Annotated in this window: 24 protein-coding genes and 1 pseudogene; 10 read left to right on the top strand and 15 right to left on the bottom strand. The window is 72.5% G+C overall.

All coding sequences use genetic code 11. The annotated features are described in order from the left end of the window. Nucleotides 1–32 precede the first annotated feature (32 nt). Together OG568_RS28465 and OG568_RS28470 are read left to right on the top strand one after the other, a co-directional pair. Nucleotides 33–1,173, top strand: a pseudogene (locus OG568_RS28465) (CapA family protein). Between the two features lie 76 nt (nt 1,174–1,249). After that, complete coding sequence (locus tag OG568_RS28470) at nt 1,250–2,608, top strand: phosphoribosyltransferase family protein (protein WP_329533593.1); 1,359 nt, start codon at nt 1,250–1,252, stop codon at nt 2,606–2,608. Between the two features lie 57 nt (nt 2,609–2,665). Here OG568_RS28470 and OG568_RS28475 read toward each other — a convergent pair whose 3' ends face one another. The 4 genes from OG568_RS28475 to OG568_RS28490 form a co-directional block, all read right to left on the bottom strand. Next, nucleotides 2,666–3,253, bottom strand: a complete 588-nt coding sequence (locus tag OG568_RS28475; RefSeq protein ID WP_266433374.1) for a hypothetical protein — start codon at nt 3,251–3,253, stop codon at nt 2,666–2,668. Continuing rightward, complete coding sequence (locus OG568_RS28480) at nt 3,250–4,776, bottom strand: PTS transporter subunit EIIC (RefSeq protein WP_329533594.1); 1,527 nt, start codon at nt 4,774–4,776, stop codon at nt 3,250–3,252. Before OG568_RS28480 ends, OG568_RS28475 begins: the two co-directional genes overlap by 4 nt. 16 nt (nt 4,777–4,792) lie before the next feature. Beyond that, nucleotides 4,793–5,743, bottom strand: coding sequence for an N-acetylmuramic acid 6-phosphate etherase (murQ, locus tag OG568_RS28485; RefSeq protein WP_329533595.1), 951 nt, complete (start codon nt 5,741–5,743; stop codon nt 4,793–4,795). Between the two features lie 168 nt (nt 5,744–5,911). Beyond that, entirely contained in the window at nt 5,912–6,835 is a 924-nt protein-coding gene (locus OG568_RS28490; RefSeq protein ID WP_266433380.1) for a MurR/RpiR family transcriptional regulator, read from the bottom strand. A 55-nt stretch (nt 6,836–6,890) separates the two neighbouring features. Between OG568_RS28490 and OG568_RS28495 the strand changes: the two genes are divergently transcribed. Together OG568_RS28495 and OG568_RS28500 are read left to right on the top strand one after the other, a co-directional pair. After that, nucleotides 6,891–7,286, top strand: coding sequence for a hypothetical protein (locus tag OG568_RS28495; RefSeq protein ID WP_099921988.1), 396 nt, complete (start codon nt 6,891–6,893; stop codon nt 7,284–7,286). Beyond that, nucleotides 7,283–7,549, top strand: a complete 267-nt coding sequence (locus OG568_RS28500) for a DUF4031 domain-containing protein (protein ID WP_329367006.1) — start codon at nt 7,283–7,285, stop codon at nt 7,547–7,549. Before OG568_RS28495 ends, OG568_RS28500 begins: the two co-directional genes overlap by 4 nt. Nucleotides 7,550–7,599: 50 nt before the next feature. Here OG568_RS28500 and OG568_RS28505 read toward each other — a convergent pair whose 3' ends face one another. The 3 genes from OG568_RS28505 to OG568_RS28515 are packed head-to-tail and all read right to left on the bottom strand — an operon-like array spanning nt 7,600 to nt 10,666. Beyond that, entirely contained in the window at nt 7,600–8,703 is a 1,104-nt protein-coding gene (locus OG568_RS28505; protein ID WP_329533596.1) for a GNAT family N-acetyltransferase, read from the bottom strand. A 20-nt stretch (nt 8,704–8,723) separates the two neighbouring features. After that, nucleotides 8,724–9,953, bottom strand: coding sequence for a Cmx/CmrA family chloramphenicol efflux MFS transporter (locus OG568_RS28510; RefSeq protein WP_329536475.1), 1,230 nt, complete (start codon nt 9,951–9,953; stop codon nt 8,724–8,726). A 29-nt stretch (nt 9,954–9,982) separates the two neighbouring features. After that, nucleotides 9,983–10,666 carry an HD domain-containing protein gene (locus tag OG568_RS28515; protein WP_329533597.1) on the bottom strand — a complete coding sequence of 228 codons (684 nt, stop codon included), beginning with the start codon at nt 10,664–10,666 and terminating at the stop codon, nt 9,983–9,985. A 275-nt stretch (nt 10,667–10,941) separates the two neighbouring features. On the opposite strand from OG568_RS28515, the gene OG568_RS28520 reads away from it, so the two are divergent. Next, on the top strand, nt 10,942–11,646 hold the full coding sequence (locus tag OG568_RS28520) for a copper homeostasis protein CutC (RefSeq protein WP_329533598.1): 705 nt from the start codon (nt 10,942–10,944) through the stop codon (nt 11,644–11,646). A 154-nt stretch (nt 11,647–11,800) separates the two neighbouring features. Here the strand turns inward: OG568_RS28520 and OG568_RS28525 are convergent, their stop codons facing one another. Then, nucleotides 11,801–13,765, bottom strand: a complete 1,965-nt coding sequence (locus tag OG568_RS28525; RefSeq protein ID WP_443077887.1) for a HelD family protein — start codon at nt 13,763–13,765, stop codon at nt 11,801–11,803. A 420-nt stretch (nt 13,766–14,185) separates the two neighbouring features. Here OG568_RS28525 and OG568_RS28530 point away from each other — a divergent pair, with 420 nt between their 5' ends. Both OG568_RS28530 and OG568_RS28535 read left to right on the top strand, forming a co-directional pair. Further along, nucleotides 14,186–14,380, top strand: a complete 195-nt coding sequence (locus OG568_RS28530; RefSeq protein WP_329533600.1) for a hypothetical protein — start codon at nt 14,186–14,188, stop codon at nt 14,378–14,380. A 150-nt stretch (nt 14,381–14,530) separates the two neighbouring features. After that, a complete protein-coding gene (locus OG568_RS28535; RefSeq protein WP_329536476.1) occupies nt 14,531–15,619 on the top strand; it encodes a glycosyltransferase 87 family protein in 1,089 nt (362 codons plus the stop codon). Here OG568_RS28535 and OG568_RS28540 read toward each other — a convergent pair. Together OG568_RS28540 and OG568_RS28545 are read right to left on the bottom strand one after the other, a co-directional pair. Further along, nucleotides 15,577–17,220 carry a DNA repair helicase XPB gene (locus tag OG568_RS28540; protein ID WP_266433395.1) on the bottom strand — a complete coding sequence of 548 codons (1,644 nt, stop codon included), beginning with the start codon at nt 17,218–17,220 and terminating at the stop codon, nt 15,577–15,579. The genes OG568_RS28535 and OG568_RS28540 overlap by 43 nt on opposite strands. A gap of 75 nt (nt 17,221–17,295) precedes the next feature. Next, on the bottom strand, nt 17,296–19,896 hold the full coding sequence (locus OG568_RS28545) for a helicase C-terminal domain-containing protein (RefSeq protein WP_329533601.1): 2,601 nt from the start codon (nt 19,894–19,896) through the stop codon (nt 17,296–17,298). A gap of 174 nt (nt 19,897–20,070) precedes the next feature. Between OG568_RS28545 and OG568_RS28550 the strand changes: the two genes are divergently transcribed. Both OG568_RS28550 and OG568_RS28555 read left to right on the top strand, forming a co-directional pair. After that, on the top strand, nt 20,071–21,072 hold the full coding sequence (locus OG568_RS28550; RefSeq protein ID WP_329533602.1) for a hypothetical protein: 1,002 nt from the start codon (nt 20,071–20,073) through the stop codon (nt 21,070–21,072). 82 nt (nt 21,073–21,154) lie between these two features. Beyond that, a complete protein-coding gene (locus OG568_RS28555; protein ID WP_329533603.1) occupies nt 21,155–21,817 on the top strand; it encodes an HAD family hydrolase in 663 nt (220 codons plus the stop codon). Here the strand turns inward: OG568_RS28555 and OG568_RS28560 are convergent. Continuing rightward, nucleotides 21,793–22,059 carry a hypothetical protein gene (locus OG568_RS28560; protein ID WP_266433404.1) on the bottom strand — a complete coding sequence of 89 codons (267 nt, stop codon included), beginning with the start codon at nt 22,057–22,059 and terminating at the stop codon, nt 21,793–21,795. The genes OG568_RS28555 and OG568_RS28560 overlap by 25 nt on opposite strands. A gap of 208 nt (nt 22,060–22,267) precedes the next feature. On the opposite strand from OG568_RS28560, the gene OG568_RS28565 reads away from it, so the two are divergent. Further along, nucleotides 22,268–22,651 carry a cold-shock protein gene (locus OG568_RS28565; RefSeq protein ID WP_329533604.1) on the top strand — a complete coding sequence of 128 codons (384 nt, stop codon included), beginning with the start codon at nt 22,268–22,270 and terminating at the stop codon, nt 22,649–22,651. Nucleotides 22,652–22,759: 108 nt separating this feature from the next. On the opposite strand, the gene OG568_RS28570 is transcribed toward OG568_RS28565, so the two are convergent. Genes OG568_RS28570 through OG568_RS28585 form a run of 4 tightly spaced genes read right to left on the bottom strand, consistent with a single transcriptional unit; the run spans nt 22,760 to nt 26,340 of the window. After that, complete coding sequence (locus tag OG568_RS28570) at nt 22,760–23,623, bottom strand: 1,4-dihydroxy-6-naphthoate synthase (RefSeq protein WP_329533605.1); 864 nt, start codon at nt 23,621–23,623, stop codon at nt 22,760–22,762. Beyond that, nucleotides 23,601–24,338, bottom strand: a complete 738-nt coding sequence (locus OG568_RS28575; protein ID WP_329533606.1) for a futalosine hydrolase — start codon at nt 24,336–24,338, stop codon at nt 23,601–23,603. The genes OG568_RS28570 and OG568_RS28575 overlap by 23 nt, the downstream gene beginning before the upstream one ends. A gap of 26 nt (nt 24,339–24,364) precedes the next feature. Continuing rightward, the gene (locus OG568_RS28580; RefSeq protein WP_075027046.1) at nt 24,365–24,850 is read right to left on the bottom strand and encodes a DUF2771 domain-containing protein; all 486 of its coding nucleotides are present in this window, start codon (nt 24,848–24,850) and stop codon (nt 24,365–24,367) included. A gap of 59 nt (nt 24,851–24,909) precedes the next feature. Next, entirely contained in the window at nt 24,910–26,340 is a 1,431-nt protein-coding gene (locus OG568_RS28585; RefSeq protein WP_266583360.1) for an MFS transporter, read from the bottom strand. Between the last annotated feature and the right edge of the window lie 439 nt (nt 26,341–26,779).

Raw genomic sequence — 26,779 nt, forward strand, 5'->3', positions numbered from 1 at the left:
CGATTCCCACCGGACCGGCCTAGCCTGGAGAAATGGGCGGTGACCTCGTCACGCTGTTCCTGGCCGGCGATGTGATGCTCGGCCGCGGAGTCGACCAGATCCTTCCGCACCCCGGCGATCCGAGGCTGCGCGAGTCGTACATCAAGGACGCCCGCGCCTATGTGGAGCTGGCCGAGGCGGCGAACGGCACGATTCCCCGGCCGGTCGACTTCTCCTGGCCCTGGGGCGACGCGCTGGACGTGCTCGCCGCGACGGCACCCGACGCCCGGATCCTCAACCTGGAGACGGCCGTCACGCGCAACGACGAGGCCGCGCCCGGCAAAGAGGTCCACTACCGGATGCACCCGGCCAACCTGCCCGGCCTGGCCGCCGCCCGTCCGCACGTCTGCGCCCTGGCCAACAACCATGTGCTGGACTACGGGCGCCGCGGGCTGGCGGAGACCCTCGACGCCCTGGCCGACGCGGGCCTTCGCTCGACAGGAGCGGGGCGGGACGCCGACGCGGCCAGGCGTCCCGCGATCGTCCCCGTCGCGGGCGGCCGGCGTGTCCTGGTCTTCTCCATGGGGACGGCCTCCAGCGGCATCCCCCGCGGTTGGGCCGCCACCGCACAGCGCAGCGGGGTCGACTTCGTCGCCGAGCCGTCACAGGCCGCGGCGGCCGGGTTCGCGGCCCGGCTGCGTCCGGCCGAGCGGCCGGGCGACATCGTGGTCGTCTCGGTCCACTGGGGCTCCAACTGGGGCTATCTCGTCCCGCGCGACCAGGTCCGCTTTCGGCCATGCGCTCATCGACGCCGGCGCGGACGTCGTACACGGGCACTCCTCGCACCATCCGCGGCCGCTGGAGTCGTACCGGGGAAAGCTCATCACCCACGGCTGCGGTGACCTGATCAACGACTACGAGGGCATCGGCGGCTACGAGGAGTACCGGGACGATCTCCGCTTGCTGTACTTCGTCACCGTGGACCCGGACAACGGCAGGTTCCACGACGTGCGCATCGTCCCGATGCGGTCCCGGCGGATGCGGCTGGAGCGCGCGACGGCCAAGGAATCGCGGTGGGTGGGGGACGTTCTGGGCCGGATCAGCCGGGCCTACGGCTCACACGTCGAACGGAACCCGGACGGCACCCTCATCGTCCGCCCGGCGCTGGGAGCCGCGAGTGGCGGCGCTCCATAATGGACTTGTCCGCCCGGCAGCGCGGACCGGACTTCACTCGGGCCCCGAGGACCTCACCTCACCCCGGGAGGCGACCATGTACTTCGCTGATCGAACCGACGCGGGCCGACGGCTCGCCGCTCGGCTGCACCACCTCAAGGGCCAGGACCTCGTGGTCGTGGGACTTCCCCGCGGCGGCGTCCCGGTCGCCGCGCAGGTCGCCGAGGCCCTCGGCGCTCCGCTCGACGTCTGCCTCGTACGCAAGCTGGGGGTGCCCTTCCAGCCGGAGCTGGCCATGGGCGCCATCGGTGAGGAGGGCGTCCGCGTCATCAACGAAGAGGTGGTGCGTGCGACGGGGGTGACGGACCGCGATCTGGCGGCGGTGGAGGAACACGAGCGAGGCGTCCTGGAGCAGCGGGCCCGCCGCTACCGGGGCGAGCAACGGCCGGCCCGGTACGAAGGACGGACGGTCCTGGTGGTGGACGACGGTCTGGCGACCGGCTCCACGGCGCTGGCGGCCTGCCGGATCGCGCGGGCCCGCGGCGCGTCGCGGATCGTGCTGGCGGTTCCCGTGGCGCCGCACGACTGGTCGGCCCGCGTGGGAGGCGCGGCGGACGAAGGCGTCTGTGTGCACACCCCCCGGCTGTTCTACGCGATCGGTCAGTTCTACACGGACTTCGAGCAGACGAGCGACGAGGAGGTCATCGCCTGCCTGGAGCACAACCGCGCGGCGCACGCCACGTCCGACGCGCCGCCGGCTGCGGGCGGCGCCTCCCCCGGGCGCGCTTCTCCGCCTTACGACAGGGCGGTCCGGATACCGGCCACGGGCGCCGCGCTCGACGGGCGGCTGACGCTGCCCCGCGGCGCGCCCGGGGTCGTCCTCTTCGCCCACGGCAGCGGCAGCAGCAGGAAGAGCCCACGCAACCGCTTCGTCGCCGCCGGGCTGAACCGCGCAGGTCTCGGCACCCTTCTGTTCGATCTGCTCACCGAGGCCGAGGCGGCGAACCGGGACAACGTGTTCGACACGGCGCTGCTCGCCCGCCGGCTGACCCAGGCGACCGAATGGCTGCGTGAGCAGCCCGGCACGCAGGGTATGGAGTTCGGCTACTTCGGTGCCAGCACAGGCGCCGCCGCCGCGCTGTGGGCGGCGGCGGCGCCCACGGCGGACATCGCGGCAGTCGTCTCCCGCGGGGGCAGGCCGGACCTGGCCGGCCCCAGGCTGCCGGAGGTGAAGGCTCCGACGCTGCTCATCGTGGGGGGCCGTGACCACGTGGTCCTGGACCTCAACCGGCAGGCCGCGGCGCGCCTGAGCTGTGAGCATCAGCTGGCCGTCGTCCCCGGTGCCACCCATCTCTTCGAGGAACCCGGCACCCTGGAATCGGCGACCGAGCTGGCCACGGACTGGTTCAGCAGGCATCTCGCCTCCGCCGTCCCGAGCGCGGGAGCCCGCAGGTGACCTGGGCGCTTGTGGTCAACGCGATGATCAACGCAATGGTCAACGGACCTGGATCGGCTACAGATTGCCCATCGGCTCGATGTCCACCTTCACCGGTGTGCCCCAGATGCGCAGCACCTCGTAGTCCGTGAACTCGTGGACCAGGCGGTAGGCCATGCCGGGGCGGGGGGTGCGGCGCTCCGCGGCGAGATACCGCTCCGCCTCGACGCGGTCGCGGCGCGGGGTGCCGCACAACTGCCACGCCTGGCCGGTCCACACCTCGGGCAGCCAGCGCTGCTGGGGCTGGGGGCGGTCGGCCCGCACGCCGTACCGGGACATCGTGCGCTCGGGGGCCTCGTCCGCGCCGCTGGGGCGGCCCTGCGGGAAGGCGTCGTTCACCTCGGTGCGGCGGGCGGTGCGCCGACGCGTCTCGCAGAGCAGACAGAGGTCGACGGCGCCTTCGTCCACCGGGCCGCTCGGATGCTCGGCGCAGCGGGTCGTGGGCACCGCCGTCGTCACCGTCTCCTCCAGCAGGTCCAGCGCCCGCTTCAGATCGGCCTTCACCTCGTGCAGCTTCGCGTCGGGCGTGTCGGCGTTCAGCGCGTCGCCGTGCTCGCCGAGCACACGCAGGGCGCGGCCGAGGGCGGTCAGCTGTGCGTGGTTCACGGTGGTGGATTCCCTCCCGGGTCGGTGTCCTTCCCCTCCTTCGAAGAATCGCACACGTCACTGACAGTCCCCCCGCCGCCGAGGGCCCCCGCACCCGCGACCGTCCTCCCGAGGCCGAAGAAGTACGTCGCCGCGAACCCCACCACATACCCCGTGAGCAGTCCGCCCGCGTAGACCGCCGCCGTCAGGGCCAGGCCGCCTGTGCCTTTGAGCAGGGGGAACAGCGCCCAGCCCGAGGGCCCGATCGCCGTGGAGCCGATCTTGTCGCCGAGCATCGAGAAGAAGCCGACGAAGGCGCCGCCCGCCGCCCCGCCCGCGCAGGCGGTGACGAAGGGGCGGCCGAGGGGGAGCGAGACGCCGTAGATGAGGGGTTCGCCGACGCCCAGGAGGCCCGCCGGGAGCGCCGACCTGATCGTCGTACGGAGGGACAGGTCGTGGTGGAGGCGGACGTAGACCGCGAGCGCCGCGCCGACCTGGCCCGCGCCCGCCATCGCCAGGACGGGGAGCAGGACCGTGTAGCCCTGCTGCTGGATGAGGGTGGTGTGGAGGGGGATCAGGGCCTGGTGCAGCCCCAGCATCACCAGGGGGAGGAACAGGCCGCCCAGGACGAGGCCCGCGAAGACGCCCGTGTGGTCGAGGAGCCAGTTCGCCCCCGCCCCGACGGCCGTCGACAGCTCGCCCGCCGCGTACATGAGGGCGTAGAGCGTCACCAGGCCGGTGACGAGGACGGTGACGGTGGGGGTGACGAGGACGTCGAGGGCTTCGGGGACCCGGCGGCGGCACCACTTCTCCACGTACGTCCCCAGGAGCGCGGCGGCCAGTGCGCCGAGCACACCGCCCTGGCCCGGTGCCAGCGTCATGCCGAAGGCCGTCACCTTCGCGACCCCCGCGTACACGATGATCGCCGCCACCGCGCCGCCCAGGATCGGGGTGCCGCCGAACTCCTTCGCGGTGTGGTGGCCGACGAAGACCGCGATCAGGGCCATGAAGCCGGAGGCGATCGCGGCGAGGGCGGGGGTGAGGGAGGGGAGCCACCCCAGATTGGTCAGCAGGCCGTCCAGGCCCGCGATGACTCCGCAGCCGATCAGGGCGGGGATCAGGGGGACGAAGATGTTCGCGATCCGGCGCAGGAGGAGCTTGAGCGGGGTCGCGTTGCGTTGCCGACGTGCGGCTCTCCACTCGGCGCCACGGGCGGCCAGCGCGCCGGCCGTGCTGGTGGCTGGCGCCCCGGCTGTACCGGTGGCCGGAGCACCGGCCGTGTCGGCCGTGCCGGTGACGAGGGCCTCGAACTCGGGGGTCACTCGTGCGACCGTGCCCGGCCCCAGCACGATCTGGTAGCTGTCGTCGTCCGCGACCACGCCGAGTACGGCGGGCAGGGACCTGAGAGCGTCCTCGTGTACGAGCGTCCGGTCCCGTAGGCCCAGGCGCAGGCGGGTCATGCAGTGGGCGACGGAGGTGACGTTCGCGGCGCCGCCGACCAGGGGGAGGATCGCGGCGGCCGTGGAGTCGTTCGTTGTGCGCACTCCATGAGGGTGCTGGTCAGCCCGTCGATGCGGCGAGCGCCGCGCGCAGATGGCCGTCGCTCTCCTCCAGAAGGCGGGCCGCCGTGGGGCCGTCCACGCCGCCGAGGATGGTGAGGATGGCGTTCTTCACCTCGCCGTCGGTGGCCGCGAGGGCCTGTTCGATCTCCTCGTCCGAGGCGCCGGTCGCGAGGGCGACGATACGGCGGGAGCGGGCCCGCAGCTTCTCGTTCGAGGCGCGGACGTCGACCATCAGGTTCCCGTACGTCTTGCCGAGACGGATCATGGTGATCGTCGAGAGCATGTTCAGGACGAGTTTCTGCGCCGTGCCCGCCTTGAGGCGGGTGGAGCCGGTCAGCAGTTCGGGCCCGACGACGATCTCGATGCCGTGCTCGGCCGCGGCGGCCAGCGCGCTGTGCGCGTTGCAGGACAGGCCGATCGTCAACGCGCCGCGCGTGCGCGCGTGTTCGACCGCGCCGACGGCGTACGGGGTGCGGCCGGAGGCGGAGACACCGACCACCGTGTCGTCGGGGGTCAGGGAGAGCTCCTTCAGATCGGCCGCGGCCAGCTCCCTGGAGTCCTCGGCGCCCTCGACCGAGGTGACCATGGCGCTCGGGCCGCCCGCGATCAGGCCCACGACCTCGGTCGGGTCGGTGTTGAAGGTGGGCGGGCACTCGGAGGCGTCCAGCACGCCGAGGCGGCCCGCGGTGCCCGCGCCCGCGTAGACCAGCCGGCCGCCGCGGGACATGCGCTCGGCGACGGCGTCGATCGCGGCGGCGATACGGGGCAGCTGGGTCGCGACGGCCGTCGGCACGGTCGCGTCCTCGGCGTTCATGATCTTCGCGATCTCCAGCGTCGACAGCCGGTCGATCTCGGACAGCTCGGGACGGAACGCCTCAGTGGTCAACGTCTCCAACTCGGCCCGCAGGGAGTGGTGGTTGGAGGAGGCGTCGGCGGTGGAAAAGGTCATGACGAACGGCTCTTTTCAACACGGGGTGGTAAAGCGCCCCTTGAGGGGCGCGGGGCTGCGAACATATGCGGCTCCGCCGCGTGGGCGCGCCCAGCCACAACAGGCCCGCAGCGTTACGACTACATCCAGTCTCGGCCACTGCATCCATCCACGGCTTCCCGCGGAGCGCTACCGCATACGGCCCCGAGGACTGTGGCGGTGCGCCAGCGCCTCGTACGACGCGGAGAGCGCCGGCGCCGCCGTCTCGTACGTCCGCTGGGCGACCCCCACGAACAGGCAGTCCACCACCAGCAGCTGGCTGGTGCGCGACGACATCGCCGCGGGACGCAACTCGCTCTCGCGGGCCGTGGACGTGGTGAGGATGTGGTCGGCGTACTGCGTGACCGGTCCGTCCGGGCGGCCGGTTATCGCCACCGTCGTCGCCCCGCGTTCGAACGCGACCCGCAGCGGCTCGATGATGTCGCCCGTCGAGCCGGAGTGGGTGATCGCGATCGCCACGTCCTTGGCCCGCAGCTGTACCGCGTTGGTGACGGCGAGGTGCGGATCGCTGTGCGGGTGGGCTATGAGCCCGATGCGCAGCAGCTTCTGGGCCAGGTCCTGGGCGACGAGCCCGGAGGCGCCGACGCCGTAGATGTCGATCCGTCGGGCGGCGGCGAGCGCGGTGACGGCCGCGCCGAGCTGGACCGTGTCGAGCCCCGCCGCGGTGTCGGCGAGGGTCTGCTGTTCGTCGTAGGCGAGTTTCGCGACGACGTCCGCGATGGGGTCGTCGACCGCGATGTCCGCGGTGACGGCGGGGGCGCGGCCCGACTGCTGCTGGGCGGCGAGGCCCGCGAGCGCGAGGCGCAGGTCGCGGTAGCCGGGGTAGCCCAGCAGGCGGGCGGTGCGCACGACCGTGGCCTCGCTGGTGCCGGTGAGTTCGGCGAGGCCGGTGACCGTGAGGGCCGCGCAGCCGGCCGGGTCGCCGGCGACGGCCTCGGCGACCCGTTGCATGGAGCGGGTCATCGACGGGGCGAGCGTCCGCACCTTGGCCGCGAGGGCCGCCGGGGCGGGCGGAGCCTCACCGGCGAAAATTTCCTTCACGTTTTGGGTCACTTCTGAAAGATATTTTCTGCTGGGGTATGCGGTCAAGGGTGCGCACAATGGGTGCATGGATCCCACCAGCCATCCCGTCAGCCCCTTGGAGCAGGCGTTGCACGCGGCTCGCGCCCTTGTTCTCGCCGATCTCGTCGCGGGTGAGGTCGCCGAGGCGGATGTCGTCTCACTCGTGGAGGACTCGGTGGTGCAGCGCCGGTGGTGGGTCGAGCAGTGGCCGGAGGGCGTCGGCTATGTGGCCGGGCTCGTCGCCCAGGACGTACAGGACGCGTTGCTGGAGCGGTACGGGCGGTGGCCGCTGTGCCCGGTCTGCGGCTCGGGCGACCCGCACGCCCTCGATGTCGAGCCCGAGCTGGGGCCCGATCCGCACTGGGTCTGCCACAAGGCGGGCGTGAAGGTCGCCTCCGTGGGATGCCTGGGGTCGGCGACCGGCGAGACGCCGTCCTCGTGACCGTCTACATCGATCCGCCCACCTGGCCGGGGCACGGGCGGCTCTGGTCCCACCTGGTCAGCGATGTCTCGTACGACGAACTGCACGTGTTCGCCGCGGACTTGGGCGTACCCCCGCGTGCCTTCGAGCGCGACCACTACGACATCCCCTCCCACCGGTACGCCGACGCCGTGCGTGCCGGGGCGGTGGAGGTGAGCAGCCGCGAGGTGGTGCGGCTGCTGTACGGGGCGGGGTTGCGGCGGCGCAAGTACGCCGGCCGGTGACCGCGTCGGCCGATGAACCCGGCCGATGAACCCGGACGGGAGCCGGGGCGTCAGCCGGTGCGTGCGTACAGACGCAGGGCCGGATCCAGCTCGCGCAGCTCGTACGCGTACTGCTCCTCGTCCTCGCTCACCCGAGTGAACCCCGCCCGCGCGACCACCCGTTGGGAGGGGGCGTTGGTCCGCTCTATGGCCGCGAAGAGGATGTCGAGCTCGTCGCGGGCGAGGGCCCAGGTGGCGAGGGCGCGCAGGGCCTCGGTCGCGTAGCCGTGGCCGCGGGCGTTCTCGGCGAGGTCGTAGCCGACTTCCGCGCGGCGGTCCTCGTCGGGGGCGCCGTGGAAGCCCATGGCGCCGACCGCCCGCCCGTCCTCGGTCCGTACGAGCACGAACATGCCCCACTCCGGGCGGTGCACCCCGCTCTCGTACGCCTTCACGACCATTCCGGCGGCGTCCCGCGTGCCGTCGAAGGGGCCGCCCTCGATCCATTCGAAGCCGCCGGTGCCGCCCGCGCGCAGATCGACGGCGGCCGCCGGGCTGACTCCTTGGAGCGTGAGCCGTTCGGCCCCGATCACCAGGTTGTTGCTCCAGCGCCACTCGGTGAGCGGGGCGCGGCCGGGCAACTCGCCGCGGCCGGTCGCCCACAGGAGGGTGGGCCACGGGTCGGACCCCGGCCTGACGTGCGGAAAAATCCGGGAGAGTACGTCCGCGCAGAGCTCGGCCGGCGGCTCGTAGGCGATCCCGAGACCCTGCGCGATGTCATGCGTGTGCAGCAGCACCTCGGTGACGCCCATCGCGGCGAAGCCCTCGCGGTTGGCGCTGCGGAACGGGTACGGATGGAAGGCACGCACCTCGCGCGGCGTCGTGCGCACGGCGGCGGAGAGCAGCGCGCCGGTCGTCTCGATCACGTCGACGACCCCCGCGTTGTCGGTGCCGTCGTCCAGGGAGATCCCGAAGGGCACGTACGCCGTCGTGGCCCGCCCCGTCAACTGCCCCGCGTACGCGAGGAGATCGTCCGCGATGTGCTCGGCGGTCCTGCGGCAACTCCACTCGAGACGGCCCGCCCCGACCCCGTCCCAGTCCCGCCCGGCCACCGCCCGCAACAGCGCGGCGGCTCCCGCGACGGCTTCCTCCACCTGGTCCCCACCCATGGATCGCATGCGGCTGAGGATAGGCGCGGTCAGACGTCGTTACGCACTGGATTGTTGGTCCTGTCGGCGTTTTCGGCCTTCTTGTTCATGGACGCCACCACGCGGGAGGCCCGGGTACGGCGCTGCAGCCGCAGCGAGACGGCGGCCACCCCCATGCCCGTCACCGTCATGGCGGCGCCCGCCCAGGCCGTCGCCGTGTACCCGAGGCCCGCGTCGATGACCGCGCCGCCGACCCACGGGCCGCCGGTGTTGCCGAGGTTGAAGGCGGCCGTGGTGGTGGCCCCGGCCAGGGTGGGGGCGCTGCCCGCGACGTTGAACAGCCGGGCGTTGAGTGCCGGGGCGGTGAAGAAGCAGGTGACGCCGAGGAGGAAGGAAAGAGCCACGGCCGCGATCGCGTACTGGCCCAGGAGAGCGAGCGCCACGAGGACGGTGGTCGAGGCCGCGGTGCCCGAGAGGAGCACCGTGAAGAGGTGCGCGTCGGCGACCCGGCCGCCGATCGTCGTACCGATCAGCGCCCCGACCCCGAAGAGCGCGAGCACGCTCGGTACCCAGCCGTCGTCGAGCCCGGCGACATCGGTGAGCAGCGGCGAGAGATAGCTGAACGTGCAGAAGACCCCGCCCGCGGCGAGCATCACGAGCGCGACGGTGAGCCAGACCTGCGGGTCACGGTAGATGGTGACCTCCCGCCTGAGCTGCGGCTTCTCGGCGGGGAGCGGGATACGAGGAATGAGGGTGACGACCCCGACCAGGGCGATCGCGGAGGCCGCGCCGACGGCCCAGAACGCGGACCGCCAGCCGAGATGCCCGCCGAGGAAGGCACCGGCCGGGACCCCGAGCACGTTCGCGATCGACAGTCCGCCGATCATCACCGCGAGCGCACGGGCCCGGGCGGTCACCGGGACCATCGCGATCGCCACCGCCGCGCCCACCGCCCAGAAGCCCGCGCAGGCGAGGGCGCTGACGATCCGGGAGGCGAAGAGCACGGCGTACGTCGGTGCCAGCGCGCCGGCGATCTGGCCGAGCCCGAAGAGGGCGATGAGCGAGACGAGGGTGGTACGGCGGGGGAGACGGAGGGTGGCCACGGCGAGCAGCGGCGCCCCGACGACCATGCCTATGGCGAACGCCGATATGAGCAGACCCGCCCGCGGAATCGTGACACCCATGTCGTCGGCGATGGGCGGCAGGAGCCCCGAGAGCATGAACTCGCTGGTCCCGAGGGCGAAGACGGAGAGGGCGAGGATGTAGACGGCGAGAGGCATGCGGGGGCCGGTCGGTGGACCGGAGCGGGTCACTTGGCGTCCTTCCGTGGCGGGTTCGCCGATTCCGGGGCGGGTGCGGTGAGGTGGGCGAGCTCGCGCCGGATGTTCTCCCGGGCCCGCTCCTCCCACTCCCGTGTTCCGTACGGCGTTCTGAACAGCCGGGGCAGTTCGAGGAGTTGGCTCAGTACGGCCGCCCGGCCCGCCCGGAACGCCTCGTCCGGGACGAAGGCGTACTCCTCGCGGACCGCGGCGGTGTAGGCGGCGTACGTGTCCGGGGGCGAGGCGAGGATCGCCAGGTCGGCGTCGCACAGGACCTGGCCGTTGCGGTCGTCGTCGGTCGGGGCGTGGGTGACGGTGAGGCGGACGAGACGGCCGACCTCCGCGGTCCTGTCCTCCCGTACCCCGGCCTCGGGGAGGGCGCGTTCGGCGAGGCAGGCGGAGCGTTCCTCGTTCTCGGAGCGGTCGGGAAGGTAGACGGCGTCGTGGAACCAGGCGGCGAGGCGGACGAGGGCGGGGTCGTCCGCGTACTCCTCCAGTACGTCGATGTGGTCGAGGACCGCGGTGAGGTGCGCGACCGTGTGGTAGCGGCGCCGCGGCTCCTGCCAGCGGGTGAGGAGGTTGTCCGCGTACGGGGCCGGGTCGGGGCCGCCGGGGGAGCGGGCGCCGTCGAGGGCATGGGTCCAGCGGGTGCGCAGCGCGTCGAGGTCGGGCATGCGTCGATTCTCCCGCCTGGGCCCCGCTGTCCCTAGGGCCTGTCCGGCGGATCAAGTCGGAGGGCAGCGGCGGTGCCTCATCGCCGCAGATGGGCGTGCCAAGCCCCGCGTCTGCGGCATGATCCGCCGGACAGGCCCCAGGGCCTGTGGGGATTCGGGGCGGAGCCCCGGCGGTCCGTCCTCGCCGGAGGGGGAGGCCTTCTCGCGGTGGGCGGCGACCGCGGCGTACGCTGGGATTGGACTAGACCTGTAGTCGCCCCAGAGGAAGAGGTCCCATGAGCGAGCGCAAGCGTGCAGTCCTGGAGGTGATCGCCCTCGGCGTGGAGGACGCGGTCGCCGCCCAGGCCGGAGGCGCCGACCGGCTGGAGTTGGTCACCGACATGGCCGCCGACGGGCTCACCCCGCCGGTGGAGACCTTCGCCGGGATCCGCGCCGCCGTCGACATCTCGCTGCGCGTGATGCTGAGGCGCTCGGACGGCTTCGCGGCGGGCGGCGCCGAGGACGTCGACGCGCTGGTACGGGTCGCGGGGGAGATGAGGGCCGCGGGAGCGGACGAGTTCGTGCTCGGGTTCCTCGACGAGCACGGCGGCCCCGACCTGCCCGTCGTGGAACGGATCCTCGCCGAACTGGACGGCTGCCCCTGGACGTTCCACCGCGCGATCGACCGCGCCGCCGACCGCGACTCCCTGCGCAAGCAGCTCGCGGACCTGCCGGGCCTGGACGCGTACCTCACGGCGGGCTCCCCGGACGGCGTGGACGACGGTTTCCCGACCCTCCTCGCCGAGGCCACCCGCCGCACCGAACCCGGTTACGAGCCCCGGATCATGGTGGGCGGCGGACTGCGTCTCGATCACGTTCCTCGGCTGAAGGCCGCGGGGATCGACGCCTTCCACATCGGTGGGGCAGCCCGGCCCGGTGGGTGGCACGGCCCGGTGGCGGTGGAGGTCGTACGGGAGTGGCGGGAGGCCCTGGACGCGTGACGGCCGACGCGGCCGGCCGGGTCCGCCGGCTGTTCACGCCACGGGGTCGGCGCGCTTGAGCCGCGGTGGGCCTTCGTGTTCACCGTCGGTTCCCCGGCCTCCTGGACGCGCTGCTGAAGTCCCTGCCCGACCAGGGACAGGGACTGGCCGTGGACTAGCCCAGCTGCGCCGGCAGTGGGGCCGCGTGGGTGACGAGCAGGCCCGAGACCGCTCGGGTCAGCGCCACGTACAGGCGCCGCAGGCCGGTGCGTTCGTCCGGTTCGCCGTCCACCACGGCTTGCGGCTCGTCCAGGACCACGTAGTCGTACTCCAGGCCCTTGGCGAGCGAGGCCGGGACCAGGGTGAGGCGGGTTTGCGCCGTCGTCTCCTCGCCGGGGCCCAGGTAGGTCAGGCCCGCCGTCGTCAGCGCCTCGGTGAGCGCCGGGATCCGGGCGTCGGCGGCGATGAGACCGATCGAGCCCTCGTTGCGCAGCAACTCCTCGCAGGCGCCGACGACCTGCTCGTCGGCGGTCGTCGGGCGTACCTCGAAGAAGCCGGGGTTCTCGCGGACCGACGCCACCGGGGTGAGGCCCGGAGCGATGTGCGGCAGCAGCCGGGAGGCGTAGGTGATGACGTCGGTGGGGACGCGGAAACCGGCGGTCAGCTCCTCGATCACCGCTTCGCCCTTGCCGAGGTGGGCGAGCGCCTCGTCCCAACTCCGCGTCGCCCAGGGGGTCGTGCCCTGCGCGAGATCACCGAGCACGGTCGCCGAACCCGTCGTGCAGCGCCGCCCCACCGCCCGGTACTGCATCGGCGACAGATCCTGCGCCTCGTCGAGCACGACATGGCCGAGGGAGTGCGTGCGCCGGACGAGATCGGTGGCCTCGTCGATCAGCACGGCGTCGGCGGCGGACCACTTGGCCGACTTCACCGACCGCACCGCCTTCGCCCAGAGGATCTCCTTCTGCTCGTCCTCGTCGAGGAGCCCCTTCGCGTGGACGGCGAGGAAGTCGGCGTCGGTGAGCAGCCGCAGGACCAGCTTGGCGGGGTCGACCGGCGGCCAGATCGCCTTGACGGCCGCCTTCACCGCGGTGTTGCGGGCGACGGCGTCCTGCACCCGGTCGTCCGGGGCCTCGCCCGAGCGCTCCATCTGGACCAGCACGGCGTGCGCGATCCGCTGCGGAAGGGCTTCGTGGGCGGCGCCGTACCGGATGTCGCGGTCCAGCAGTTCCTGGACGATCGTCTCCAGTTCGTACGCCGGGACGCGCCAGCGCCGCGAGCCGCGCACGACCACGACGCCCTCGGTCGGGAGCGTCACGTGCGAGCGGACGGCCCGGCGCAGCACCTCGGCCATCCGGGCGTCGCCCTTGACGACGGCGGCGGTCGCGTCGTCCGTCCCGCGTACCTCCACATGCGCGACCAGGTCGTCGACCGTCGCCTGCTTGACCTCCAGCTCGCCCAGCGCGGGCAGCACCTGCTCGATGTAGTGCAGGAAGGACTTGTTCGGCCCGATGACCAGGGTGCCGGTGCGGGCGAGGCGCTCCCGGTGGGCGTAGAGGAGGTAGGCGACGCGGTGCAGGCCGACGGCCGTCTTCCCGGTGCCGGGGCCGCCCTGCACGCACACGGAGCCCGCGAGACCCGACCGTACGATCTCGTCCTGCTCCGGCTGGATGGTCGCCACGATGTCCCGCATCGGGCCGACGCGCGGGCGCTCGATCTCCTGCTGGAGCAGCTTGCTGGTGGCCGCGGCCTCGGAGGGGTCGGACAGGTGCTCGTCCTCGTAGGCCGTGAGGTCGCCGCCGGTGTATCCGAAGCGGCGGCGCAGTCCGACGTCCATCGGGTCCTTCTTCGAGGCCCGGTAGAACGGCTGTGACACCGGCGCGCGCCAGTCGATGACCATCGGGTCGCCCTCGGCATCGTGCACATGCCGGCGCCCGATGTAGAAACGCTCGCCCTCCGCGCCCTCCGCCTTGTCGGCGCCGGGCGCGTGCAGGTAGTCGAGGCGGCCGAAGAACAGCGGGGTGTGGCTGAGGTCGGCGAGGGACTTGATCCGCTCGTCGATCTGGCGGGCGAGGATCTGGGCGTTCACCCAGTTCGCGGCGACGTCGCTGATGTCGAGGTTCTCCACGTCCTCGCGCATCGCGCGCAGTGCCGCACGGGACTCGCCGAGGTGGGCGCGCTCGCGGGAGAGGGGGTCGTGGGCGGGTGGGGTGGACAACGTGGAGCCTCCGGAAGACCTGCTGCGTGTGAGTGGGTACGGCGGTCGAGCCGTTGGATGCTGTCCGGTTTCCGGCCGGGCGGCGGCACTCCGTCGAGGGAGGCGGGCAAGAGCGGAGATTCTAGGTCAGGGGAGGAGGTCCGGGCCAACTCTTTTCCGCGGCATCGTTCGCGGCATCGTTCGCGGTGTCATGCGCGGCATCAGGGATGCGAGCCCCGGATCCCTAGGGGTCGCCGTCCGTCGTGAGGCGTACACGCAGAGGCCTGGAGGTGTACGAGGGGGCCACCGAGGTTCGGTCCATAGGCCGACGCCATTTGGGGTCACGGATTCCATGATGGATACATGAGCGCAGCAACCTTCACCCCAGGCCCTTCCCAACGCGGTCCCGCCGCTCGTGGCGCGACCGCCTTCTCCCCCGTTCACCACCACCACCGTGTCGGCGACGCCCTGCACGCCGTCAAGGTCTTCGTGGGCGCGGCGTTCGGCGTGGTGCTCCTCGGTGAGTACGAGGAGGAGGCGGGCGTACGACGACGGTGAGCCGTTCGCCGGGGTGAACCGTCCCGGCACTAGGGTCACTCCGTGTTTCACCGGAACGTGACCGATCGCTCACCCAACGAAGTCCCCCCGTACTCCGTCCCCCGTTTCTCCGCCTCCCCCCGTTCCCCCGCCTCCCTTTTTCCCGTCCTTCTGCTGGCGACGTCCCTCGCCGCGTTCGTCGCTCTGTGTCTCCTCCGGCGCACCCCGATGGCCGACGCGCTCGTCTACCGGGCCGAGGGTGCGGCCGTCGTCCACGGCACGGATCTCTACCGGTTCACCGTCACCGAGTGGCAGCTGCCCGCCACGTACCCGCCCTTCGCGGCACTCGTCTTCGTCCCGCTGGCCTGGCTCCCGCTGTCCGTCCTCAAGGCGGTCTGCGTCGCCGGGAACGTGGTTTTGCTGGCCGTACTGGTCCGGCTCTCCTGCCGTCTCGCGGGCCTGCCGACACGCCTGCCCGTGCTCTGCGCCGCCACCGCGCTCGCCCTGTGGCTCGAACCCGTCTTCCAGACCGTGCTCTTCGGCCAGATCAACCTCGCCGTCGCCTGCCTGATCCTCTGGGACCTGACCCGGCCGCCCGGCGCCCCGGGCAAGGGCATCGCCCTCGGCATCGCGGCCGGGGTGAAACTGACCCCGGCCGTCTTCGTCGCGTATCTGCTGCTCAAGGGCCGGCGACGGGAGGCGGCGACCGCGTCCGCCGCCTTCGCCGGGACCGTACTGCTGGGCGCGCTCGTCCTTCCCGCCGCGAGCGTCGACTTCTGGACCCGGCGGCTCTACGAGACCGGCCGCGTCGGCAAGGTGTGGATCGTCGACAACCAGTCGCTCCAGGGGCTGATCGCCCGCGCGCTGGGGGACCCGGCGCCGGGTCCGCTGTGGGCCGCGCCCGCGCTGGCCGTCGCGGCGGCGGGACTGTGGCTGGCCCGCCGCGCGCGCACCGACCGCGAGGGCGTCCTCGTCACCGCCCTCACGGCCCTGCTGATCTCACCCATCAGCTGGTCCCACCACTGGGTGTGGTGCGTCCCGCTGATCGCCGTGCTGTACGCCGGACACGGCGCGTGCCTAGCCGCCGCCACCGCCCTCGTCTTCGCGGCCCGCACCCTCTGGCTGGTCCCGCACCAGGGTGATCTGGACCTGGCTCTCCCCTGGTGGCAGCAGCCGTTCGCCTCGCCGTACCCCCTGCTGGGGCTGGCGCTGCTGGTTCAGTTGTCGGTCAGGAGCTCGTCGGCGTCGACGATCCGGTAGGCGTACCCCTGCTCCGCCAGGAACCGCTGCCGATGCGCGGCGAAGTCCTGGTCGATGGTGTCGCGGGCGACGACGGAGTAGAAGTGCGCCTGGTGGCCGTCGGCCTTCGGGCGCAGCACACGGCCAAGCCGCTGGGCCTCCTCCTGGCGCGAGCCGAAGGTGCCCGACACCTGGATGGCGACGGTCGCCTCCGGCAGGTCGATGGAGAAGTTGGCGACCTTCGACACGACGAGCACGCTGATCTCGCCCTCCCGGAAGGCGTCGAACAGCTTCTCCCGCTGGGCGTTGCTGGTCTCGCCCTTGATGACGGGCGCGTTCAAGTGCTCGCCCAGCTCGTCGAGTTGGTCGATGTACTGGCCGATCACGAGGATCTGCTGCCCCGCGAACTTCCGTACCAGCGCCTCGGTGACCTTCCGCTTGGTGGCGGTCGTCGCGCAGAAGCGGTACTTCTCCTCGGCTTCGGCGGTCGCGTACGCGAGCCGCTCGGAGTCGGTGAGGTTGACGCGGACCTCGACACAGTCGGCGGGAGCGATGTACCCCTGCGCCTCGATCTCCTTCCAGGGCGCGTCGAACCGCTTCGGCCCGATGAGCGAGAAGACGTCCGACTCGCGCCCGTCCTCGCGGACCAGGGTCGCGGTCAGGCCGAGGCGCCGGCGCGCCTGGAGATCGGCCGTGAACTTGAAGACGGGCGCGGGCAGCAGGTGCACCTCGTCGTAGACGATGAGTCCCCAGTCCCGGGAGTCGAAGAGTTCCAGGTGGGGGTAGACGCCCTTCCGCCTGGTCGTCAGCACCTGGTAGGTGGCGATGGTGACCGGGCGGATCTCCTTCTTCGTCCCGCTGTACTCGCCGATCTCGTCCTCGGTCAGCGAGGTCCGCTTCACCAGCTCGTGCTTCCACTGCCGGGCGGAGACGGTGTTGGTGACGAGGATGAGGGTGGTGGCCTTGGCCTGCGCCATGGACCCGGCGCCGACGAGCGTCTTCCCCGCTCCACAGGGCAGGACGACGACGCCCGACCCGCCGTGCCAGAAGTTCTCCACGGCCTGCTTCTGGTAGGGCCGCAGCGCCCAGCCGTCCTCCGCCAGCTCGATCGGGTGCGCCTCCCCGTCGACGTATCCGGCGAGGTCCTCGGCCGGCCAGCCCAGCCTCAGCAGGGTCTGCTTGATCTGCCCGCGCTCGGAGGGGTGCACGGCCACGGTGTCCGGGTCGATCCGGTTGCCGACGAGCGGGATGATCCGCTTCGACCGCAGGATCTCCTCCAGGACGGGCCGGTCGGTGGTGGTCAGGACCAGGCCGTGGGCCGGGTGCTTGCTGAGGGTGAGGCGCCCGTAACGGTCCATCGTCTCGGCGATGTCGACGAGTAGCGCGTGCGGCACGGGGTAGCGGCTGAACTCGACGAGCGCGTCGACGACCTGCTCGGCGTCGTGGCCCGCGGCGCGCGCGTTCCACAGGCCGAGCGGCGTCAGCCGGTAGGTGTGGATGTGCTCGGGCGCCCGCTCCAGCTCGGCGAACGGCGCGATGGCCCGGCGGCAGGCGTCGGCCTGCTCGTGGTCGACTTCCAGGAGCAGGGTCTTGTCGCTCTGGACGATGAGGGGTCCGTTCACACCCGTCCCTTTCTGCGTGCCGTCACCCCGCGCGGATGACCGGCCAAACGTCCAGTGTGCCTCACGGAGCGGTGATCACGGCTGGTCGTCGGCGAGCTCGGCGACCCCGGTCACACGGTGCAACGGATACGTGCGGACTTCGTCCGCGGTGTGGTCGTACGCCGTGACGAAGCCGCCCTCCACCCGGATCGGGGCGATCACGCGCTGGCTGGCGGCGCCCTCGGCGTTCACGTACCCGATCCACACCGCCTCGCCGGTCATGACGGCGGCCTGCATGGTGGCGAGGGTCTCGGCGGAACTGGTGCGCGGCAGCTCGCCGTTGCCCGGCGTCTGTGCCTGCGCGTCCTTGCGCGGGGTCGTGGAGGCCAGGTCACCGGCGCGGATGGCGCGGATCGCGGCGCCGAGGAGCGTGGCGTCGGGCACCGGCGGGCCGTCCGGCACGGGCACGGGGGCGGAGCGCGCCGGGGTGCGGTGGGCGTGGGCGCGGGTGATCAGCACATCGCCCTCGGCGGACTCCGCGGCGGGCGCGAAGCCCATGGAGCGCAGGCCCTCCAGCAGGGCCGCCGGGTCGGCCTGGGCGGCGAGCACGGTGGGCGCGAGGCGGCGCAGCCGCAGCCCCTGCGAGCGCTTGTCGGCGAGGATCTCGCTCAGCAGCGCGTCATCGTCGCAGCGGACGTACGCCGAGGCCGCCCCGATCCGCAGATGGCCGTGCTTACGGGCCACGTCGTCGATCAGATAGGCGAGGGGCTGCGGCACGGGCGTGCGGGAGTGCGCCGTGAGGAACGCGTGCAGGTCCGAGGCCGAACGGCCCGCGTCCAGGGCCCGCCGTACCGACCCCGGGGTGAAGCGGTAGACCGTCGCCCCGCCCTTCGACTCGACGTCCGCGAGCACGCCGAGCGTGTCGGCGAGGGGGCGCTCCAGCGGGCCGGGGGCGACGGCGGTCAGATCGGCCTGGAGGAGGACGTGGTCCAGGGGCTCGGGCAGCAGCGGGGCGAGGAGCCGTGCGGCGTGCGTGGCGGCAGCGGCCTGCTCGGCCGGGGAGGGCGGGGTCTCGGAGAGGGGGGCCTCGCCCGCGGGGCGGTGGTGCTTGTGCGCGGGGAGTTTGTCGCCGGGACCGGACGGGGCGGGCGTCCCGCTCTCCCGGGCGCTCGCCGCCGGCAGCCCCAGCAGCGCCCGCCCCTGCGCCGAGAGCGCGCCCCGGCCGGTGATCCCCAGCTGCTCCGACTCCGACAGGGTCCACCGGGCGAGCCGGGCCCGCAGATCCTCGGCCGTGCTCCGGTCCCCGCGCAGCGGACGCTCCCACTGGAGGCGGGCGAGGACCGAGTCCGGGGTGGCGGCGGCGCCCTCGGGCAGGGTGGCGAGGAGGGCCAGGACGCGGTGGCGGACCTCGGGGGCCGCCGAGCGGTCAAGGCCGGGGCCCAGCGCCGACAACGTGCGCTCCTTCGTGTCCCGCCCGCCGATCAGACCCGCCGTACGGGTCGCGGCCAGCCACGCCGAGGCGAGGGTGGCCCACCGCTCGGCCGCGGGTCTCTCCAGCCACTCGTCGTAGGCGGGGGTGGCCGCGTACCGTTCATCGGCCTCTCCGTCCGAGGCCAGCAGCCCCGCCGCGTAGGCGAGCTCGACCCAGAACGCGGCCACCGGCTCCGCGACGTCGAGCGCCACCGCCGTCCGCTTCAGATCCCGCACGCTGAGCCCGCCGGCGCGCAGTACGGCGGGCCCGCCCTCGTGCCAGTCCTTGAGCAGCTCCTCGACGGTGGCGAGCGCCGTGTACGCCTGGCCCGCCGCCGCACTGTCCACAACCTGTGGACGGTGTGTCCGCGCGACCTCGACCGCCGGGGCCACCGGCTCCGTCGCCCGGTGCGCGCGGCCCGCCCGCAGATGCAGGGCGACCTCCCGGGGCAGTACGACCGTGCCGGGCGCCGTCGGCAACAGCAGCCCGCGGTCGATCAGCCAGCGCAGGTGGCGTGCCGGGTCGGCGGTCACCTGGCCGTACGGCGGCCCCCACACCAGCCGGGACAGCACGTTCAGCGCCTCGGCCGGGGCGGTGTCGAGGAGCGCCGACATCGCCGCCCGGTCGGTGAACAGCGCGGTGAGCGAGGCGACGGCGGAGACGGAGTCGTGCGTGGTCGCCAGTCCGGCCTCGGCCACGATCTCCTGGATGCGACCCGGCGACATCCCGGCCGTGGCCTCGGCGACGGTCGGCCCCAGGCCGGTGGGCGACGGGTGCTGGGGGGACGGTGCGAGCAGCTCGCGCGCCGTCCGTACGAGGCGCAGACGGTCGTCGGGGCCCCATACGAGGGCCTGTTCGCGGAGCGTCCCCAGAGCGCGCGGGAACGCCGCCGTGACCGCCGGGTCGTTGTCGTCGCCCGCCAGCAGTGCGAGCAGTTCGTCGCAGGCCGCCGGGTCCGACGCGACGGCGAGGGCCTCCGCGGTCTGGAGCGCGAACCGGTCCAGGCGCTCCAGGGCGCGGACCACCGAGGCGCGGGTGCCGGCGCGGGTGGCGAGCTGGGTGAGGTCCGTGGGGACGGGGGTGATGAGGTCGGGGCGGGTGCGCAGGAGGGCCGACAGGGAGGCGTCGTCGCGGGCGCGGAGGGCTTCCGCGAGGGAGCGCGGAGCGGTGCCCTGCCCTGCGGGGTCCGGGGATCGGTCCGGCGTGGGGTGCTCCTCTGTGCTCATCCGCTCAACGGTAGTGGTTTCTCGCCCCCGCCGCCCCTACCCGTCCCACCCCCGGGGCTACGCCCCGGACCCCGGGTGTGTTGTCCGGCCGGGGGCGGAGCCCCAGAACTCGGGGTGTACGCGGTACCGTCGTGGCCGCGGGGTTTACAACGTGCGCGCCCCGGAGGGGACTTCGTGGGGATTGAGAGCGACCAGCTCGTATTCGACTATCTGAGCCGCGTCGGAGACCTGGCCCAGCAGCGTCAGCTGCCCTCGGCCACCCGCATGCGACTCGTGTCGGAGCTGCGCAACGAGATCGACCGGCGCAGGGCGAAGGCCCCCGTCGACAGCCCGGCCGCAGTCCGCCGCATCCTCACCCGCCTCGGCACCCCGGACGACATCGTCGCCGCCGCCCGCGAGGGCGCCTCCGAGGCCGGTACCGACGCCTGGGCCGCCGTCCCCACCCAGCGCGCGGGCGAGGGCGACGACCGCCCCAAGGGGCTGCGCCGAGTCGTCCCGAGGCCGCGCCCGGCGGAACCGAAACCCACGCCCCGCCCCACCGGGGCCGACGGCGCCCCCTCCCCGCCCCACCTCGCGAGCATGGACGAACTGGGCGACAGCTCCGCGGATCCGGACTGGTGGCGCAAGGACAGCAGCCCGTTCGGGCTGGGGGACAGCGTGCCGGGATTCGTCGGCGGCGTGGAGATCCCCGAACTGCTCAAGCCGCCACCGAAGCACGCGGACGCGGACGAGGGCGTCGACGACGACGGCCCCGAGAAGGCGCCCAAGGCCGAGAAGGCCGCCCCCGTCGAAGAGGCTGACGTCGCCGTCGCGCCCCGTCGCCGGCTTCCCCGCCCGGGCGACTGGAGCAACCCCCTCCTCCTGCTCGCCGCCGTCCTCCTCGTCGTCGGCGCCGCCCTCGGCAACTGGTTCGCCCTCGGTCTCGGCTGGCTCATCGCCTGGGCCTCCCGCCGACTGAGCCCCGTCGAGTCGAAGTGGGCCGTGCTCGGCATGCCGGGGTTGGCCGTGACGGCGGGCGTCGTCTGGCTGTGGGGCCGTACGGACGGCCGCTGGGGCGATCCGATCGTCAAGGGGCACATGAACGAGGCGGTCGCGCAGACCTGGCCGTGGGTGGTGCGGGGCGCGGCCGTGGCCTCGGCGCTGTACCTGGTGTGGCGCTCACAGCGACGCCGCTGACCCACGCGGCCGGCCGGCACCGCTGACGGGTGCCGCCGACCGGCCTCGGACCGCCACCGGGCACATGGGCACAATGGTCCATATGCCTATCGCATCGACGACGCCCCGGACTTCCCGCCCCCTGACCGTCGGCTTCGACCTCGACATGACGCTGATCGACTCCCGCCCAGGCATCCACGCCTGCTACCGGGCGCTCTCGGAGCGCACGGGGACGTACATCGACTGCGACCTGGCCATCACGCGGCTCGGACCGCCGCTGGCGGAGGAGCTGATCAACTGGTTCCCGGCGGACGAGGTGCCCGCGATGGCCGACCTCTACCGCGCGATGTACCCCGTGCACGCCATCACCGGCACGCTCGCGATGCCCGGCGCCCGCGAGGCCGTCGCGGCGGTGCGGACCGCGGGCGGCCTCGCGGTCGTCGTCACCGCGAAGTGGGAGCCCAACGCCAAGCTGCATCTGGATCACCTGGGCATCGACGCCGACGCGGTCGTCGGCGACCTGTGGGCCGAGCAGAAGGCGCAGGCGCTGCGGGAACACGGCGCGAGCGTGTACGTCGGCGACCACACCGGCGACGTCCGTGGCGCGCGCACCGCGGACGCGTACTCCGTCGCGGTCGCCACCGGCCCCTGCGACGCGGCGGAGCTGCGCGCGGCGGGCGCGGACGTCGTGCTGGCCGACCTGACGGAGTTCCCGGCGTGGCTGAGCGACTACCGCGGGGACTACCGCGAGGCCGTACGGGCCTGAATCGCGCGGGCCTGACGGCGTCCCGCGGCGACGGACCGCAGCACCCCCGCCGCGGCGACCAGGAAGCCGACGCCCATGAGCATGCTCAAGCCGAACATGTACGTCGGAAAAGCCTTCGTATGCAGGAGTAGTGGGGCCACGGTGACGAGTGTGGCCACGGCTCCGATGAAGAACACGATGGCACCGGCACGGATCAGCCGGTCACCTGGTTCGGCGGAATTCGGTTGGGTTTTGTCACGCACCGGACCAGGGTAGTTCCCAGCGCGAAGGAACAATCCGGCGACGTCTTGTCACCGGCCCCGGGACCATTAGCCTTGGTACCGGCGGGTCCGACGACCCGCTGTAGTGCTATCCGGGGCAGTTTCCGGCCGTTGCCCGTGCAACGGTCCCGATTGCGCGCCCGAGCAGTTTCCAGAGCAGTTTCCGACGAGTACGAGGACGAGGACAGACGTGCCTACCGGCAAGGTCAAGTGGTTCAACAGCGAGAAGGGCTTCGGCTTTCTCTCCCGCGACGACGGCGGCGACGTCTTCGTTCATTCCTCGGTCCTGCCCGCCGGAGTAGATGTGCTCAAGCCCGGCCAGCGCGTGGAGTTCGGTGTCGTCGCCGGCCAGCGCGGTGACCAGGCTCTTTCGGTGAGCATCCTGGACCCGACGCCCTCCGTCGCGGCCGCCCAGCGCCGTAAGCCGGACGAACTGGCCTCCATCGTGCAGGATCTGACGACCCTTCTCGAGAACATCACGCCGATGCTGGAGAAGGGCCGCTACCCCGAGAAGGCCTCCGGCAAGAAGATCGCGGGCCTCCTGCGAGCGGTCGCCGACCAACTCGACGTATAGCCCCATGCAGGAGCCGAACCGAGGACACTTGGGCCCTTAGTGTCCTCGGTTTCCGAGCAGGGTGTCCCCGCGGCGGATTCGTCAACGGCATGCGCCCGTCGGCCGGGGTCAGGGGAATGACAGGGCGTCGGGTCCGAGCGCGGGGACCAGTCCTTCGGCGGCGGCGCGGGTGAGCAGGCCCCGGATCGCCGCGTAGCCGTCGTCTCCGAGGTCGGCGGTGAACTCGTTGACGTACAGGCCGATGTGCTGGTCGGCGACGGCCGGGTCCATCTCCTGGGCGTGTTCGAGGACGTAGGGGCGGGAGGCCTCCGGGTCGTCCCAGGCGGCGCGGACCGAGGCGCGGGCGGCGTCGGCGAGAGTCTTCAGACGCTCCTCGCCCAGCGAGCGCTTGGCGATGATCGCGCCGAGCGGAATGGGCAGTCCGGTCGTGCGCTCCCAGTGCTCGCCCATGTCGGCGAGCTTGTGCAGCCCGTAGTTCTGATACGTGAAACGGGCCTCGTGGATGACGAGTCCGGCGTCGACCTTCCCGTCCCGCACCGCCGGCATGATCTCGTGGAAGGGCATGACGACGATCTCGCCGACCCCGCCGGGAACCGTGTCCGCGGCCCACAGACGGAAGAGCAGGTAGGCGGTCGACCGCTCGCTCGGAACGGCGACCGTGCGCCCGGTCAGGTCCGCGTCCGGTTCACGGGTGAGGACCAGGGGCCCGCAGCCCCGGCCCAGCGCGCCCCCGCACGGCAGCAGCGCGTACTCGTCCAGGACGTACGGCAGCACGGCGTACGACACCTTCAGCACGTCGAACTCGCCGCGCTCGGCCATGCCGTTGGTGATGTCGATGTCCGCGAAGGTCACGTCGAGCGCGGGTGCGCCCGGGACACGGCCGTGGGCCCAGGCGTCGAAGACGAAGGTGTCGTTCGGGCAGGGCGAGTACGCGATCTGCAGCGTCTTCTCAGGGCTGGTGGTCTGGGTCATGTGGGTTCCAACTCTCCAGGACGGGCGCGAGCTTCCCGAACGCCTCGGTGAGGGCCGCGAGAGCCTCGCCGATGCGCCAGGCGGCGCGGTCGCGCGGGCCGACGGGGTTGGAGACCGCGCGCATCTCCAGTACGGGCACACCGTGCGCGGCGGCCGCCTCGGCCACGCCGAAGCCCTCCATGGCCTCGGCGAGGGCGCGGGGGTGGCGGGCGCGCAGCTCGGCGGCGCGCTCGGCGCTGCCGGTCACGGTGGACACGGTCAGTACGGTTCCGGCACGTCCACCCGTGGCCGACACGACCTCTCGTACGAGTGATCGCGGCGGACGGTGGCTGACGGTCCCGAAGCCGAGCTCGGTGACCGGCAGGAACCCGTCCGCGGTCTCGGCACCCAGATCCGCCACGGTGATCTCGTCGGCGACGACGAGGGATCCCACCGGGGCCTGAGGCTGAAAACCGCCCCCGATCCCGGTGGAGACGACGAGGTCGTAGGGGGCGCCGTCCAGGGCGGCCGCGGTGAGCGCGCCCGCGGTGGACGAGGCTGCCGGAGCGGGCCCCACCCCGGCGGCCAGCAGATCGAGGGTCACGCGGGCGGCGGTGCCGCCGCTGAGGGCCGGGGACAGCCGCTCCAGGGCCGCGCCGGGCAGCCGCAGCGAACGGCCGGTGGCAGCGAACGCCCCGGCCACCGCGTCCCTCTCGACAGGAACCGCGGTGGCCACCAGCACCTTCAGCCCAGCGGCAGCGATCAGACGTCCTTCTTGAGCTTGAAGGACCACAGCCCGGTCACCGTCTTGTCGCCCTCCTTGATGGAGACGAGCGTGGAGTTGCCGCTCGCGCCGTACTGCGCGTTGAAGAACACGCTGCCCGGGATCGTGCGGTACGTCTTCTTGCTGGAGTCGGTGAGCGGCTGACCGTTCATCAGGATCGTCCAGCCGTTGTCGGCGATCTTCGGGTCCACGCCGAACCGGACGGTCTCGTCGGGGTCGACCTTGATGGACTTGATGTCCGTGCCCTTGAGGCACTTGGCCAGGTCCGCGGTCTTCACCTCCTTGCCGTCGTTGTAGCAGTCGGTCTCGGAGCTCACGGAGTTCTTGCCGACCGTGATGGTGGCCAGCGGCGTCGGCTTGTCACAGGCGGACAGGACGAGAAGTCCGGCGGAAACGGCGCCGAGAGCGGCAACGGCGCGACGGCGATGTCCATTGGCGGCTCTGCCGCGGGGCAGGGAGGTCATGGCCGAAGGCTATCGGGCACGTCCACCGCTCTCCCCACGTGGGGTACGGCGTGCCGCCGTCAGGCCACGCGTGGCCGCGTCGGCCCCCCGTGCCGCGCCGCGCCGAGCAGACCCCGCACGGTCGTCAGCCATCCGACGGCGACGATCGCGGCGGCCACGGACAGGCCGAGCGTGCCGTTGAGAGGCAGCACGATGCCGATCGCGCCGCCGAACACCCAGGCCACCTGCAACAGCGTCTCCGAGCGCGCGAACGCCGACGTACGGACGAGTTCCGGCACGTCCCGCTGGATCAGCGCGTCCAGGGAGAGCTTGGCGAGCGCCTGCGAGAACCCCGCGACCGCCGTCAGACAGGCCACCAGGACGGCGCCGAAGAAGAGGGCGGCGGTGATCGCGGCCCCCAGCACACACGCGACGACCGTCACGATGATGATCTCCGGGGCACGCGATTTCAGCCAGGCCCCGACCGCCGTGCCGAGCGCGTTGCCCGCGCCCGCCGAGACGCCCACGATCCCCAGCGAGACGGCCGCGCTCTCGCCGGTGAGCGGGTGCTCGCGGAGCAGGAAGGCGAGGAAGAAGATCAGGAAGCCGGAGAGACAGCGCAGGGCGGCGTTGGCGCCGAGAGCGTGGGTGACGGCCGTACCGACGGTACGCAGCCCCGGCCGCTGCAGCTTGTCCTTGATGAGGTGCGGTCCGTGCAGGTGCTCCTCGTCGGCGGCCAGCAGCGCCCGGTCCTCGCCCTTGGCCGAGTCGACCTTGGGCGGCAGCGTGAACGACAGGAATGTTCCCGCGATGAAGATGACGAAGGCGCCGTAGAGCGGATAGCGCGGGCCGAGGGCCTGCAACCCCGCCCCGATCGGCGCGGCGACACCGGTGGCCAGGAGTCCGCCCAGGGTGACCCGGGAGTTCGCCTTCACCAGGGAGAACCGGGGTGGCAGCAGCCGTGGCACCACGGCACTTCGCACGACCCCGTACGACCTGGACGCGACCAGCACCCCCAGCGCGGCGGGATACAGCTCCAGGCTGCCGGTCACGACCGCGCCCGACAGCAGCAGCGCGAGCATGGCCCGGGCGAACATCGCGCCCGCCATCGCGGCCCGGCGGCCGTGCGGGAGACGGTCCAGCAGCGGGCCGATCACCGGGGCGAGGACGGTGAAGGGCGCCATGGTGATGGCGAGGTAGAGAGCGACACGTCCGCGTGCCTCGTCGGTGGGTACCGAGAAGAAGACCGTCGAGGCGAGCGCGACGGTGATCATGACATCGCCGGCGCCGTTCACCGCGTGCAGTTCGATCAGTTTCCCGAGCCCGGATTCGCCCGCCCCGTGGGCGTGCGTCACCTTGCGGATCCCGCGCGCCGTTCCGGTCACCGGGAAGTGCAGGGCGCGGCCCATCGCGCGGACGGAACCGGTCATCCGGCCCGATCCGCTGTTTCTGGTGCCCCCCTTGGCAGCGCCGATCCCGGCGGTTCCCTGGGGCGACCTCGCGGCTGCCACTCCGCAATAGTGCCCCGAGAAGTGCGTACGTAGTGCGGTTACCACGCGTATAGCGGCCGAGTGGGCTGGTGACGGGCCCGACGCGGGTCGCGTGTCGGGGTCGAGAACCGGACCGGGTCGGGGGCGGGGAGCGATTTCCGGCCGACCGCGACGGTTGTGCGAGGTTCTTTTCGATCCGTACGAGAGGGGGCGTGGGGTGGGAAAACACCGCATCGTGGCGGCCCGGAAACCCGGCGCGGAGTGCGGAAGCGCCCCGCCGGTGTGGGCCCAGGGCTCAGGAGAAGGTAGCGTGCGTAGCGCGCCTGCGGCGGTTGTTCTCGGCCGCGCGCCTCTCGGTCATCCCGCAGAATGGATGACGTAGGTGCGCCCGAGTGCGATCGGGCGCGGACGTCGACGCGGCCCACCGGTCCGCTCCGTCCGCACTCCCGCCGAGGAATGG

The sequence above is a fragment of the Streptomyces sp. NBC_01450 genome (genome assembly GCF_036227505.1).
In the GTDB taxonomy this organism is placed as follows: Bacteria; Actinomycetota; Actinomycetes; order Streptomycetales; family Streptomycetaceae; genus Streptomyces.